The organism is Pseudogulbenkiania subflava DSM 22618, assembly GCF_900177275.1.
GTDB classification, from domain to species: domain Bacteria; phylum Pseudomonadota; class Gammaproteobacteria; order Burkholderiales; family Chromobacteriaceae; genus Pseudogulbenkiania; species Pseudogulbenkiania subflava.
Window position 1 is genome coordinate 166,805 of sequence record NZ_FXAG01000002.1, and the last position, 12,848, is coordinate 179,652.

General features: G+C 65.8%; 12 protein-coding genes. 2 read left to right on the forward strand and 10 right to left on the reverse strand.

All coding sequences use genetic code 11. The annotated features are described in order from the left end of the window. Positions 1-104: 104 nt before the first annotated feature. Together B9N72_RS02370 and B9N72_RS02375 are read right to left on the reverse strand one after the other, a co-directional pair. On the reverse strand, positions 105-440 hold the full coding sequence (locus tag B9N72_RS02370; RefSeq protein ID WP_085274839.1) for a DUF2322 family protein: 336 nt from the start codon (positions 438-440) through the stop codon (positions 105-107). A 689-nt stretch (positions 441-1,129) separates the two neighbouring features. Continuing rightward, entirely contained in the window at positions 1,130-1,681 is a 552-nt protein-coding gene (locus tag B9N72_RS02375) for a hydrolase (RefSeq protein WP_085274840.1), read from the reverse strand. Between the two features lie 103 nt (positions 1,682-1,784). On the opposite strand from B9N72_RS02375, the gene B9N72_RS02380 reads away from it, so the two are divergent. After that, a complete protein-coding gene (locus B9N72_RS02380) occupies positions 1,785-4,808 on the forward strand; it encodes an FAD-binding and (Fe-S)-binding domain-containing protein (protein WP_234985861.1) in 3,024 nt (1,007 codons plus the stop codon). A 170-nt stretch (positions 4,809-4,978) separates the two neighbouring features. Continuing rightward, entirely contained in the window at positions 4,979-5,491 is a 513-nt protein-coding gene (locus tag B9N72_RS02385) for a GNAT family N-acetyltransferase (protein WP_085274842.1), read from the forward strand. Positions 5,492-5,608: 117 nt separating this feature from the next. Here B9N72_RS02385 and B9N72_RS02390 read toward each other — a convergent pair whose 3' ends face one another. The 8 genes from B9N72_RS02390 to B9N72_RS02425 form a co-directional block, all read right to left on the reverse strand. Beyond that, the gene (locus tag B9N72_RS02390; RefSeq protein ID WP_085274843.1) at positions 5,609-5,791 is read right to left on the reverse strand and encodes a hypothetical protein; all 183 of its coding nucleotides are present in this window, start codon (positions 5,789-5,791) and stop codon (positions 5,609-5,611) included. 178 nt (positions 5,792-5,969) lie between these two features. Then, positions 5,970-7,214 (reverse strand): uracil-xanthine permease family protein, encoded by a 1,245-nt coding sequence (locus B9N72_RS02395; RefSeq protein ID WP_085274844.1) that lies wholly within the window; start codon positions 7,212-7,214, stop codon positions 5,970-5,972. 57 nt (positions 7,215-7,271) lie between these two features. Beyond that, the gene (locus B9N72_RS02400; RefSeq protein WP_085274845.1) at positions 7,272-7,910 is read right to left on the reverse strand and encodes a hypothetical protein; all 639 of its coding nucleotides are present in this window, start codon (positions 7,908-7,910) and stop codon (positions 7,272-7,274) included. A gap of 80 nt (positions 7,911-7,990) precedes the next feature. Beyond that, positions 7,991-8,623 (reverse strand): uracil phosphoribosyltransferase, encoded by a 633-nt coding sequence (gene upp, locus B9N72_RS02405; protein ID WP_008953303.1) that lies wholly within the window; start codon positions 8,621-8,623, stop codon positions 7,991-7,993. 136 nt (positions 8,624-8,759) lie between these two features. Then, on the reverse strand, positions 8,760-9,578 hold the full coding sequence (locus B9N72_RS02410) for an EAL domain-containing protein (RefSeq protein WP_085274846.1): 819 nt from the start codon (positions 9,576-9,578) through the stop codon (positions 8,760-8,762). Between the two features lie 124 nt (positions 9,579-9,702). Further along, on the reverse strand, positions 9,703-10,023 hold the full coding sequence (grxD, locus tag B9N72_RS02415) for a Grx4 family monothiol glutaredoxin (RefSeq protein WP_085274847.1): 321 nt from the start codon (positions 10,021-10,023) through the stop codon (positions 9,703-9,705). A 93-nt stretch (positions 10,024-10,116) separates the two neighbouring features. Further along, positions 10,117-11,499, reverse strand: coding sequence for a chloride channel protein (locus tag B9N72_RS02420; RefSeq protein ID WP_085274848.1), 1,383 nt, complete (start codon positions 11,497-11,499; stop codon positions 10,117-10,119). A gap of 85 nt (positions 11,500-11,584) precedes the next feature. Then, on the reverse strand, positions 11,585-12,838 hold the full coding sequence (locus B9N72_RS02425; RefSeq protein ID WP_407681294.1) for an RsmB/NOP family class I SAM-dependent RNA methyltransferase: 1,254 nt from the start codon (positions 12,836-12,838) through the stop codon (positions 11,585-11,587). Positions 12,839-12,848 lie beyond the last annotated feature (10 nt).

The window sequence follows — 12,848 nt, forward strand, 5'->3', positions numbered from 1 at the left end:
GACAAAACCCAATGCTGCGGTCTTGGCCTGGCATGCGGCTGCAGACAGTACGAGTCGTACGGCCAAGCCGCCCCACAACGCCAAGAGGATTTTGTTAGCGGCGTTTAGTCGTTCTGCAACACGAGGCGCGCCTTGAGGCCGGGGGCGCCGGCTTCGGCGATGGCCAGCAGGCGGTCGATATTGGGGTGCTTGCCGGGGTTGAGCCGGGCGTCGGTGGTGTGCTCGGCGTAGAGTGCCAGCCCTTCTTGCGCCGCGGTGCGGTCAATGTGGCCGAAGCGCTGCACCAGCGCGTAGTAGACCTTGACCGAGCCGGCGGTACCGGGCTGGTTTTCCAGGCGAGCCTGCGGTTCGTCGTGTTCGTCGAGCAGGACCAGCGCGGCGATGCCGGCGGTGTCGGGCAGGGATGCCAGAATGTCCTTGAAGCTGGCGGATGTGGTCATTGCTTTTTCCTTGATGTCATCGGGGTGCCGGGGCGCTTGCTGCTGGCGCCAGTCCTGCCGGCGCTCAGCATGCCTCGAGTGGGATATCGGCGGTAGTTTACCATCGTGTTGACCGCAACCGTTTTGCTGCCGACTCTGTACCGGAGGCGGTGCAGGGCGATCATTGAAGTCGTGGGCGCGGGTTCGTGGCATCGTGGTGGTCACCGTCAGCGCATGGCCGCAGGGTGTTGAAGAAGGGGATGACACGATGGAAATGCCTTGGCCGGCCGTTTGCAGATGTCCTGGCACGACTCTTGCTAAATAAGCGGTGGTTATCCAGCGTGCCGCCGCTTCGATGCGGGGTAAAGGGGAGGGCTGCACCTGTTTGGCGCCTTTTCCTGCGTCGTTATGGTGATAAATGCACCATGGTAGTGCACGCAGCAGAGCCAAGTCTGCACTTCTGCTCGACAGGGCCGGAAGTGGAAGTAATAGAGGAGAACTAGAACGGCTCAGCCGTCATCTCGAGAAAGACAAGGTTGGCCGAAGCCTCTTCGGCCAACCTTTTGTTTTTTAGGGCGTCGTGTCCTGCTGCGGAGCACTGGCCTGTCCACGGCCTGCTCTCGCCTCTGCCGCCAGGCTTTCGATCTGGGCTTACTCGCTTGCGAACCTGGCCATCGCCACCGGTCTTGTGCGCCAGGCTCTGCCGGTTTTCAGGGTTGCGTGCCCTGCAAATAGCGCTTGCTCAAGTTGCGGAACAGCTCGGAGCCGGCTTCGCGCAGCATTTCGAACAGAACCATCTCGCGGCTCACCAGCACCGCGCCGGCGTCGCGCATGCGTTGCAGGCCCAGCTCGAGATCGCGCGCCGAGCGGCTCGTCACCGCGTCCGCCACCACGAATACCTGTTTTCCCGCCGCCAGCAGTTCCAGCACCGTCTGCAGCACGCAGACGTGGGTTTCCATGCCGCAGACGATGACTTGGGGACGCGCCAGCAACTCCTCCGGCAGGCAGTTCCCGGCGACGCAGGAGAAATGCCGCTTCGCCACTACCGGAGCATCGGGAGCGGCCGCCAGCAGTTCCGGTACGGTGTGGCCGAGGCCCTGTGGATACTGTTCGGAAAACACCACCGGCAGGCCGGTATCGTGCGCCACGCCGAGCAGCCAGCGCACCCGTGCCACCACCCCGCCGGGGTCGATCACCGCCGGCACCAGTTTCTGCTGGATATCCACCACCAGCAGCGTGGCCTTGTCGCGTTGCATCAGCATGGTCGTCTCCTTATTCCCGAAGCGTCAGCCAGAGCCTAGCAGCCGTGCCGCGCGGGCGGCAAGACCGCGCCGGACCAAGGGCTATCCCTTGATGGGCCGGAGGATGAAATGTGGCACCATCGCGTTCATCGACACGATAGAACGCGTGCGGGTGCTGGCGATCCGCTACGCAGGAGGAGAGAGGGCCATGTTGCAGGGAGCGTATCGCGAGTTTCACCACCGCTTGCAGGAGCAGATCGACTCGCGGCGGATCTATACCGACCCGCTCTCCACCCTGGCCTACGGCACCGACGCCTCCTGCTACCGCCTCACCCCCAAGATCGTGGTCAAGACCCAGCACGAGAGCGAGGTGCAGGCCATCCTGGCGCTGGCGGCGGAACTCGCGCTGCCGGTGACCTTCCGCGCTGCTGGCACCTCGTTGTCCGGCCAGGCAGTGAGCGACTCGATCCTGGTGGTGGCGAGCCACGGCTGGAAGGGCATCGAGGTGCTGGAGAACGGCGCGGCGATCCGGCTGCAGCCGGGCGTGGTCGGCGCCGCCGCCAACGCCGCGCTGGCGCCGTTCGGGCGCAAGATCGGTCCTGATCCGGCGACGATCAACTCGGCCATGATCGGCGGCATCGTCAACAACAACTCCAGCGGCATGTGCTGCGGCACGGCGCAGAACAGCTACCAGACGCTGCGCGCCATCCGCGTGGTGCTGGCCGACGGCAGCGTGCTCGACACCGCCGACGCCGCCAGCGTGGCGGCGTTCCGCACCAGCCACGCCGGCCTGCTCGGGCAACTGGCGGCGCTCGCGGCGCGGGTGAAGAGTGATGTCGAACTGGCTGCCCGCATCCGTCGCAAGTACAAGATGAAGAACACCACCGGCTACAGCCTGAACGCGCTGGTGGACTTTACCGATCCGCTCGACATCCTTACCCACCTCATCGTCGGCAGCGAAGGCACCCTGGCCTTCGTCTCCGAGGTGATCTACCACACCGTGGTGGAGCATCCGCACAAGGCCTCGGCCCTGGTGTTCTACCCCACCATCAAGGCCGCCTGCGACGCGGTGCAGGTGCTGGCGCAGCACAAGGACGTGGTGGCGGCGGCGGAGCTGCTGGACCGCGCCAGCCTGCGCTCGGTGGAGAACAAGGCCGGCGTCCCCGAGCTGATCAAGACGCTGTCGGAGGACGCCGCCGCGATCCTGATCGAGACCCGCGCCGCCGATCCGGCAGCGCTGGCGGCCAACACCGCGGCGATTGCCGGCTTCATCGGCCACATCGACACTCTGACCGGGGTAGCCTTCACCGACGTCGCCAGCGAGTACACCCAGCTGTGGAACATCCGCAAGGGCATGTTCCCCAGCGTCGGGGCGATGCGCGCCGCCGAGACCACGGTGATCATCGAGGATGTGGCGTTTCCGATCGAGCACCTGGCCGAGGGCACGCTGGCTTTGCAGGCGCTGTTCAAACAGTTCCATTACGACGAGGCGATCATCTTCGGTCACGCCCTGGAGGGCAACCTGCACTTCGTGTTCACCCCCAACTTCTCCGGCGCCGAAGAAGTCGCCCGCTACGAAGCCTTCATCGAGGCGGTGTGCCGGCTGGTGGCAGTGGACTACGAGGGCGCGGTCAAGGCCGAGCACGGCACCGGCCGCAACATGGCGCCGTTCGTGGAGATGGAATGGGGGCCGGTGGCGTACCGCGTGATGCAGGAGATCAAGGCGATCTTCGACCCCCAGGGCCTGCTCAACCCGGACGTGATCCTGACCAGCGACGCGCTGCTGCACGTCAAGGACCTCAAGCCGATCCCGGTGGTCGACGCGCTGGTCGACAAGTGCATCGAATGCGGCTTCTGCGAGGTGATGTGTCCGAGCCGCGCCATCACCCTGACGCCGCGCCAGCGCATCGTTGCCAACCGCGAGATGGCGGCGCTGCGCAGCGCCGGGGACGCGCCGGACCGCCTGGCCGAGCTGGAAGCGCTGTACCAGTACGCCGGCGACGACACCTGCACCACCTGCGGCCTGTGCGAAACCGCCTGTCCGGTCGGCATCAACACCGGCAAGCTGACCACGCAGATCCGCCAGGGCCGCCAGAGCGACACCGGCTGGGCGGCGGCGAACTGGCTGGCCGGGCACTACGACAGCGCCACGCGCGGGGCGCGGCTTGGCCTCAAGCTGCTCGATGCGACGCACGCCGTGGCGGGCGACGCCGCCACCGGCGCCGTGATGCGCGGCCTGCGCCGCGTGTTCGGCCGGCGCGTGCCACACTGGACGCCGTACTTCCCGCGTGCCGCAGGGAAATTCAACTACGCGCAGGGTTCCGGGCTTGATGCCGCAGCAGCACGCGAAGGCAAGCGAGCAACGACGAGACAGTACGAGCAGTACGGCGAGGAGTCGCGCAGCGCCGCCGACAAAGTGATGCAAAGGCAGCAGGCTCGGAACAAGGTTGTGTACTTGCCATCCTGTCTGACCCGCACTTTCTCCCCGTCCAGCGCCATGCCCGACCCGCGCCCGCTCAACGAAGTGGTGGCCTCGGTGCTGGGCAAGGCGGGCTACCAGCTGCTCTACCCGGCGGGCTTGGACAACCTGTGCTGCGGCACGCCGTTCAAGTCGAAGGGGGCGCTGGACGCGGCTGCCGTCAAGCTGGCCGAACTCAAGGCAGCGCTGCTGGCGGCGAGCGACAACGGCCGCTGGCCGGTGATCGTCGATAACGGCGTGTGCACCGCGGCGATGCTGGAGGGCATCCAGGACGAGCGCCTGCGCATTCTCGACGTCACCACCTTCATCGAGACCGAGGCGGCCGCACATCTGCACTTCACCCCGCTCGACGAACACGTGGCACTGCACGTGGTGTGCTCGATGAAGAAGCTCGGCCAGGGCGCGACGCTCAACGCGCTGGCACGGCGCTGTTCGAGCCGGGTCACCGAGCCCGCCGGCATCACCTGCTGCGGTTTCGCCGGCGACAAGGGCTTCACCTATCCGGAACTGAACGCCTCGGCGCTGACCGGGCTGAAGGAGCAGGTGGGCGGCTGCTGTGGCGGCTTCTCCACCAGCGCCACCTGCGAGATCGGGCTGTCGGAACACGCCGGCATTCCCTACCAGCACCTGATGTACCTGGTGGACCGCGCCACGCATCGCCTCGGCTGAGCCTGTCGAGATCCAGCTACCAGCCGCCTGCGGGCGGCTTTTTCGTGCCCACGGCGCGGAGGTGACGCGTCCTGGCTGGGCGGGACGCGGTTTTTATGTCATGGTCGAACGTCGGGCTGGCGCGGCGCGATCCGCGGCGTTGCCTGCCGTTCCCTTCTCGAGGAGATTCCATGAGCTACCCCATCCGCCGTGCCGACGTCGCCGACGCCCCCGCCTTGCAGGTCCTGTTCAGCTGCCCCTCGGTAGTGCGCAATTCGCTGCAGCTGCCGTATCCCTCGCTGTCGCACTGGCAGACGCGCCTGGCGGAGTTGCCGGACAGCACGCACGCACTGGTGGCGTGCGACGCGGAGGACCGTGCCATCGCCTACGGTGCCCTGATGCGCCCGCCGCAGCTGCGCCGCGCCCACACCGCCTCGCTGGCGCTGGCGGTGCACGAAGACTGGCAAGGCAAAGGGGTGGGGCGCCAGTTGTTGGGGGCGTTGCTGGAGTACGCCGACAGCTGGCTGGGACTGACCCGGCTCGAACTGCACGTCTATGCCGACAACGAGCGGGCCATCGCGCTGTACCGGCAGCTGGGTTTCGAGGAGGAGGGACGCTTGCGCGCCGATTCGTTCCGCGACGGCGAGTTCGTCGATGGCCTGCTGATGGCTCGCCTGCGCGGGCCTCTGGCTGGGCGCAGCTGAGGCGCCGGAGGGCAGCGCCGAGCCCGTCGGGGGAAACCGTCTGCCCAGCGCGCGGGGCACAAAAAAAGCGCCATCGAACCGTGGCGCCAATACTGACGGAGGAGAAAGACAGCGGTTTCAGCGCTTGCCGAAGTGGTAGGGCGACGAGCGATAGAACGGGTTCATCGGATGGTAGCCGGCGTAGGCCTTGCGCTGCTCGGCAAAGCGCGCCCGCAGCATGCCGCCGAGGAAGGCCAGTGCGCCGCCCAGCATCGGCAGCAGCAGGAAATAGAGCAGGCAGAAAGCGATCAGGGTACGCATGGCGGGGTTCCTTCGATTGACTGGATACATTGTTCCAGCCTGGCGCGCCAGGGTCGTTCACGATCAGGACATTGTTATTGTGCATTGCGACATTTTTGCGGGCGGCCCGGCGTGACCATGAAAAAACCCGCCTCGTTGCCGGGGCGGGTTGGCGTTGTCAGGTTGGCCGAAGCCGCTGTTACAGGTCCTGTCCCTCGACGATGCCGTCGTGGGTGGCGGCGTGACGGGGCAGGATCAGGTTCAATACGATCGCCAGCAGCGAGCACAGGCCGACGCCGGCCAGCCCGAACGAGCCCAGCTTGATCTCCAGGCCGCCGATGCCGGCGGTCAGCACCACCGAGATGATCACCAGGTTGCGCGGCTCCATCAGGTCCACCTTGGCTTCGATCAGGGTCTTCAGGCCGATCGAGGCGATGGTGCCGAACAGCAGCACCATGATGCCGCCCATCACCGGCATCGGGATCGACTGCAGCAGCGCGTTGAACTTGCCGAAGAAGGCCATGGCGATGGCGAACAGGGCCGCCCAGGTCATCACCACCGGGTTGAAGTTGCGTGTGATCATCACCGCGCCGGTCACCTCGGCGTAAGTCGTCACGGGAGGCCCGCCGATCAGGCCAGCCAGGCACACGCCCAGGCCGTCGCCGGACAACGTGCGGTGCAGGCCCGGGGACTTGGTGTAGTCGCGGCCGGTGACGCCGCCGATCGCCATCACGCCGCCGATGTGCTCGATGGCCGGGGCGATCGCCACCGGCAGCATGAACAGCGCCGCGGCCCAGTTCACTTCCGGGCTGTGGAATTGCGGCACGGCGAACCACGGCGCGTTGGCCAGCTTGGCGAAATCGACCACGCCCAGCAGCGCCGCGACGATGTAGCCGGCCGTGACGCCGGCCAGGATCGGCACCAGCTTGAACATGCCGCGCGCGAAGATCGACACCACGATGGTGGTGGCGAGCGACACCGCCGCCAGCAGCAGCGAAGTCTCGTACGGCATCACCTGCTGGCCGCCGGCGCGCCCCATCGCCATGTTCGAGGCGGCATTGGCCACGCTCAAACCGATGATCATGATCACCGGGCCGATCACCACCGGTGGCAGCAGGCGGTTGACCAGCTCCATGCCGCGCCATTTGACGATGGCGGCGAACACGAAGTACATGAAGCCGGCGCAGAACAGGCCGAACATGGTGGCACCCATGCCCCAGGTCTGCATCGAGTAGATGATCGGGCCGATGAAGGCGAACGAGGAACCGAGGAAGATCGGCACCTGGCGACCGGTGCACAGCTGGAACAGCAGGGTGCCGACGCCGGCACCGAGCAGAGCCATGGCCGGATTGAGCCCGGTCAGAAGCGGCACCAGTACCAGGGCGCCGAAGGCGACGAACAGGATCTGGGCTCCCGATACCGCCGTCTTGAGTTGTTGGAACATGAAAGAATCCTTGTTGTTAGATAGAGCGCGAATCAGAGCGACGTCCCGTGGCCGGCGTCACACCGTGCAGTACATGATGGCCTGCGCGATGATGTTGTCCTGGCCTTCGGCCAGTCGGCTGCGGCCGCGAAAGGCTTGCACCATGGCCTGTACCCGCTGGTAGGTCTCGTAGTTGGGGCGTGCCTGGTAGGCAATGTCGATGCCGAGCTTGGCGGCCAGCTTCTTGATGGTGGTGGGCTTGATGCATATCTGGCGCTCGGGGTCGCTGTAGGCCAGAAAGCAGGTCACCACCGGCCATTTCGCCGCATGGGTTCTCGGATCGTGCCGGCACAGCGTCAGGACATCGACGAACGCCTCGAAGTGCTCGGGCGAAAAATGATGCAGCACGTCGTTGAGCGCCGCCACGAAAGGCAGGTGCACCTCGCCGTATCCCAGGTAGTTACGGAACGCCATCTTCTCGAACGTGCTGACCGTGCTGCAGCGGCCGATGATCTGGCGGCAGCAATCGATGACGGCGGCCGTATTGCCGGTGACGAGGGCCCGCTGCAGCACGGGCTCGGTCAGGCCCTCCCGGCACAGGCGGATCACACTGTCGATACTGCGATGCTTCTTCCCCTGCGCCAGCCAGTCCGGGTCATTCAGCGCGCCGGGAAAACGCAGCAGGAAGTCGTGATCTATCTGTTCGAACGCATCCATGCGTCGCCTTTCGTCGTGGGGCAGGAGAGAGCAGACAGCACCGGGCCGGCCACGCTTCGGTGGCAGACCGCCGGCGAGTGTCAGCCGTGCTTGGTGCCGAAGATCTTGTCGCCGGCGTCGCCCAGGCCGGGGATGATGTAGCCGTGCTCGTTGAGGTGGCTGTCGAGCGAGGCGGCGACGATTTGTACGTCGGGATGGGCCTCGTTCACCACTTTCACGCCTTCCGGTGCCGCCACCATCACCACCGCCTTGATCTGCTTGCAGCCCTTGCGCTTCAAGAGGTCGATGGTGGCGACCATCGAGCCGCCGGTGGCCAGCATCGGGTCGATGATGATGGCGATGCGCTCGTCGAGGCTGTCGACGAACTTGTCGAAGTAGGGCACCGGTTCCAGTGTTTCCTCGTTGCGGTAGAGTCCGACCACGCTGATCTTGGCCGACGGCACCAGGTCGAGCACACCATCCAGCATGCCGAGGCCGGCGCGCAGGATCGGCACCACGGTGACCTTCTTGCCCTTGATCTGCTGCACCTCGATCGGGCCGCACCAGCCCTCGATGGTGACGGTTTCCAGTTCGAAATCGCGGGTGGCCTCGTAGGCCAGCAGGCGCGCCAGCTCCTGGGTCAGCTGGCGGAATTTCATGGTGCTGATGGCGCCTTCGCGCAGCAGCCCGAGCTTGTGCTGTACCAGCGGGTGGTGCACTACGGTGATGTTCATGCGGCTTCCTTCGCTCGTGAAAAAACAGCCGGGTCGTCCCGTTTCGGGATACCGGCTGTTTGGCATTGTGTCCGTGAACGGCGGGGTCGCCGCCGTTCACGTGGGATTAAATGGGTGTTTACACCATGTTGCGATTTTAGCCTTTTTCCCACTGGTAAATCCACGGCAACAAGCCTTCGGCGGGCTGCGGGGCCGAGCACAGATAGCCTTGCACTGCATCGCAGCCCAGTTCGCTCAAGAGTGCCAGGTCGGCGCTTTCCTCGATCCCCATGGCCACGGTGAACAGGCCGTGCCGCTGCGCCAGGAGCAGGTTCTCCTGCAGGATGGCGCGCAGGTGAGGATTGCTGCCGGCACCGTGCACGAAGGCGCGATCGATCTTCATCGTCGAGAAGTGCTCGCCGTTGAGGCGCGTCGCCAAGCCGCTGCCGATGCCGTATTCGTCGACCGCCACGCCGAAGCCGCGCTCACGCAGCTGGCCGAGCTGCGGTTCGGCCAACTCCCAGTGCTGACGCAGGGTGTTCTCGGATAGCTCGAGGATCAGGCTGGAGGACGGCAGGCCGGCGATGCGGCACTTGCTTTCCAGCAGCCCCGGCAGGTTGCGGTCGGTGAGCGACAGGGCGGACAGGTTGATCGACACCGTGAGCTTCTGGCCGTGATCGAGCCAGTCGCGACAGGCGTAGAGCGACTTCTCGAGGATCAGTTCGGTCAGTTCGCGGATCATGCCGCGCTCTTCCATGATCGGCACGAAGGTTACTGGCGACAGCACCCCCAGTGCCGGGTGGCGCCAGCGCGCCAGGGCCTCGACCCCGAGCACCTTGCGCGAACGCAGTTCGACCACCGGCTGGAAGTAGGGTACTAGCTGGTCGTTGACCAGCGCCCGCCAGATTTCGTCGATGGACATGGCGCTGGCAGAGATCAGGCGGTCGTCTTGATAAGGCAGGAATTCGTCAGTCATGGTGTCAGGCGATGCGGGAGACTCATACACGTTTTTCATTATATGACGAATGAAAAAAACCTGTCTGGTGCGGGCAACAAAAAACCCGGCGCAGCGACCGGGTTGTGGCGTCTCAGGCGCATGGTTACGCCTGGGCGATATCCTTCAGCAGTTCCTGCAGTTCGCCGGACTGGAACATTTCGTACATGATGTCCGAACCGCCGATGAATTCACCCTTGATGTAGAGCTGCGGAATGGTCGGCCAGTTGGAGAAATCCTTGATGCCCTGGCGGATTTCCGGATTCTGCAGCACGTCGACGGTCAGAAAGTCGTCCACGCCGCAGGCCTTGACGATCTGCACTGCGCGCGCGGAGAAACCGCACTGCGGGAACTGGGCCGAGCCCTTCATGAACAGTACGACCGGGCTGCTGGTGACGGTTTGCTTGATGGTTTCCTGGATATCCATGGATGGCAGAATCCTTGCGTTGGTTGAGGCTGGCGCTCCGGAACAGGCAACCCTGTCTGGCGACGCAATACCCGAGCGTTTCGATGGGGTATTTTACGGTCCGGCCGGCGGCGGGTCAATTTGCATGCGGCCACGGCGCTCATCCTGTCGCGCCGGCGACGGCATGAATCCATCCGACAGCTGGTGGTACAGCGCCGGGCTCAGGCGGGCGCTGATGAAGCGCGCCAGCACGCAGGCCGCCATCAGGCTGATCACCATGCCATGGTTGTCGATCATTTCCATCATGATGATGGCCGAGGTGAGCGGCGCCTGCGTCACCGCGGCGAGAAAGCTCGCCATGCACAGGGCGATGATGACGTGCTGGCCGGCAAGGGGAAAGAGCCAGCTCGCCAGATCGTTGCCGATGCCGGCGCCGACCGCCAGCGAGGGGGCGAAGATGCCGCCCGGCACGCCCATGAAGTAGGTCACCAGGGTGGCGCCGAAGCGCAGCAGCGGGGCGTGCCAGGGCAGGGTGGCGCTGCCGTCGATCAGGTGCGAGGTGGCGGCGTAGCCGCTGCCGAACGAACTGCCGCCGCTCAGCCAGCCCATCAGCGCCAGCAGCAGCCCGCACAGTCCGGCGAAGCGCACCGGGTGGGCGGCGCGCCAGCGCCACAGGCGGCTCCCGGCGTAGCGCTGCGGCCACAGCATGGCGCGGCTGAACAGCGCGCCCAAGAGGCCGCAGCCAATGCCGCAGACGATGATCGGCGTGATGATGGCGCTGCTCAGTGCCGGGATGTGCAGCGAGCCGAAGTAGCTGTAATTGCCCAGCAGGGAGATCGCCATCAGGCCGGAGAGAATGATGGTGGACAGCAGCACGCCGCTGGTGCGCGACTCTAGGCGCCGCCCCATTTCCTCCACTGCGAACACGATGCCGGCCAGCGGGGTGTTGAAGGCGGCGGCGATGCCGGCCGAGCTGCCCGCCAGGATCAGGTCTTGCGGGCGGATGGTGCGGCCGTGCGGCAGCCAGCGGTGCGCGGCGTGCATGATGCTGGCCGCCACTTGCACCGACGGCCCTTCGCGTCCGGCCGAGATGCCGCCCAGCAGACCGAAACAGCCGACCAGGATCTTGCCTACGGCGATGCGCAGCGAAACCAGCTGGTGTACCGGCTGGCGTTCGCTGCTCAGGCGGATCGCGGCGATGGCCTGCGGAATGCCGCTGCCCTGGCTGCCGGGGAAGTAGCGCCGGGTCAGCCACACCGCCAGCATTGGCACCGCGACCGGCAGTAGCCAGGCGCACAGCGGGTTGAACGCCACCAGGCGCAGGAAGCCGTGCTGGGCTTGTTCGGACAGCACGGCGAAGCCAGCCACTACCAGCCCGGCCAGCGCGGCGGTAATCCAGAGGGTGAGGCGGGTGCGCCAGCGGAATTGGTTGATCAGGTCGTGCAGCAGCACCAGGCGGCGGTTGCGGCGGCGCCATTGGGGGGCAATGTATGGCATGGTGGTTAAATAACACAGGCCGCCTCGGGGGCGGCCTGTTGTCGGGCGGGTGGATGAAAGCCTATATCAGGGTTTCATCATAGACTCACGCTTTTTGTTTGGCCAGCACGGCGGCGAAGAAGCCGTCGGTGTTGTGTCGGTCCGGACGCAATGCCAGGTAGTCGCCCATCTCCAGCGGAATCTTCTGTTCCGCCAGCACGTCCGACACCGGCACTAGCGTGAAGTCGGGGTGCTCGGCCAAGAAGGCTTCGACGATGGCCTGGTTTTCCTGCGGCAGCAGGCTGCAGGTGGCGTACACCAGGCGTCCGCCGGCCTTCACCAGGCGGCTCGCCGAGGCGAGGATGGAGGCCTGCTTGGCGTTGAGTTCGGCCACGCTTTCCGGGCTCTGGCGGAATTTCAGGTCGGGGTTGCGGCGCAAGGTGCCGAGGCCGGAGCAGGGGGCGTCCACCAGCACGCGGTCGGCCTTGCCGGCCAGGCGCTTGACGCGGGTGTCGTTCTCGTGCGCGATCAGCTGCGGGTGCACGTTGGACAGGCCGGAGCGGGCCTGGCGCGGCTTGAAGTTGGCGAGGCGCTTTTCCGACACGTCGAAGGCGTAGAGGCGGCCAGTAGAGGCCATCTGCGCGCCCAGGAGCAGCGTCTTGCCGCCGGCGCCGGCGCAGAAGTCCACCACCATCTCGCCGCGGCGCGCGCCGGTGATCAGGCCCAGGAGCTGGCTGCCTTCGTCCTGCACTTCGATGCTGCCGTCCTTGAACAGCGGGTGGCGGTTGAGCGCCGGCTTACCCTTGAGGCGGATGCCGATGGGCGAGAACGGCGTCGGTTCGGCGTCGAAGCCGTCGCGGCGCAAGGCCAGCAGGGCGTCGTCGCGCTTCATCTTCAGGGTATTGACGCGCAGGTCGAGCGGCGCGCCCTCGATCATGCCGCGTCCCAGCGCGATGATCTGTTCCGGGGTGTCTTCGGCCAACCTTTCGATTACCCAGGCCGGCAGTTCGGCCTGTACCGCCAGTTCGTCCGGCAGTGTCTTGCCCTTGAGCTCGGCCACCCAGTTGCGTTCTTCTTCCTTCAGGCTGCCGCCAAATTCCTTCAGGTTGAGCCCGCGCACGCGCGCCAGCGTGGCCAGCGCCAGACGGCGCGGGGTGGGCTTCTGCGGCGCGATCACCGCCTTGAGCTGGCTGAAGCGGCGCAGGCAGGCGAAGGCGGTTTCGGCGATGACGTGGCGGTCGTTGGCGCCGAGGTTGGCGTGCTCGCGGAAGTAGGCGCTCAGCACGGCGTCGGCGGGACGGTCGAAGCGGACCATCTTGCCGAGCACGGTTTCGATGTGGAAGAGCTGGGTCTGGTTGATCATCGTGGTT

What these genes read in the sequence shown, in the direction of transcription:
- B9N72_RS02370 (WP_085274839.1), bottom strand. Translation starts at nt 440, where the DNA reads ATGACCACATCCGCCAGCTTCAAGGACATTCTGGCATCCCTGCCCGAC.
- B9N72_RS02375 (WP_085274840.1), bottom strand. Translation starts at nt 1,681, where the DNA reads ATGCTGATGCAACGCGACAAGGCCACGCTGCTGGTGGTGGATATCCAG.
- B9N72_RS02380 (WP_234985861.1), top strand. Translation starts at nt 1,785, where the DNA reads ATGAAATGTGGCACCATCGCGTTCATCGACACGATAGAACGCGTGCGG.
- B9N72_RS02385 (WP_085274842.1), top strand. Translation starts at nt 4,979, where the DNA reads ATGAGCTACCCCATCCGCCGTGCCGACGTCGCCGACGCCCCCGCCTTG.
- B9N72_RS02390 (WP_085274843.1), bottom strand. Translation starts at nt 5,791, where the DNA reads ATGCGTACCCTGATCGCTTTCTGCCTGCTCTATTTCCTGCTGCTGCCG.
- B9N72_RS02395 (WP_085274844.1), bottom strand. Translation starts at nt 7,214, where the DNA reads ATGTTCCAACAACTCAAGACGGCGGTATCGGGAGCCCAGATCCTGTTC.
- B9N72_RS02400 (WP_085274845.1), bottom strand. Translation starts at nt 7,910, where the DNA reads ATGGATGCGTTCGAACAGATAGATCACGACTTCCTGCTGCGTTTTCCC.
- upp (WP_008953303.1), bottom strand. Translation starts at nt 8,623, where the DNA reads ATGAACATCACCGTAGTGCACCACCCGCTGGTACAGCACAAGCTCGGG.
- B9N72_RS02410 (WP_085274846.1), bottom strand. Translation starts at nt 9,578, where the DNA reads ATGACTGACGAATTCCTGCCTTATCAAGACGACCGCCTGATCTCTGCC.
- grxD (WP_085274847.1), bottom strand. Translation starts at nt 10,023, where the DNA reads ATGGATATCCAGGAAACCATCAAGCAAACCGTCACCAGCAGCCCGGTC.
- B9N72_RS02420 (WP_085274848.1), bottom strand. Translation starts at nt 11,499, where the DNA reads ATGCCATACATTGCCCCCCAATGGCGCCGCCGCAACCGCCGCCTGGTG.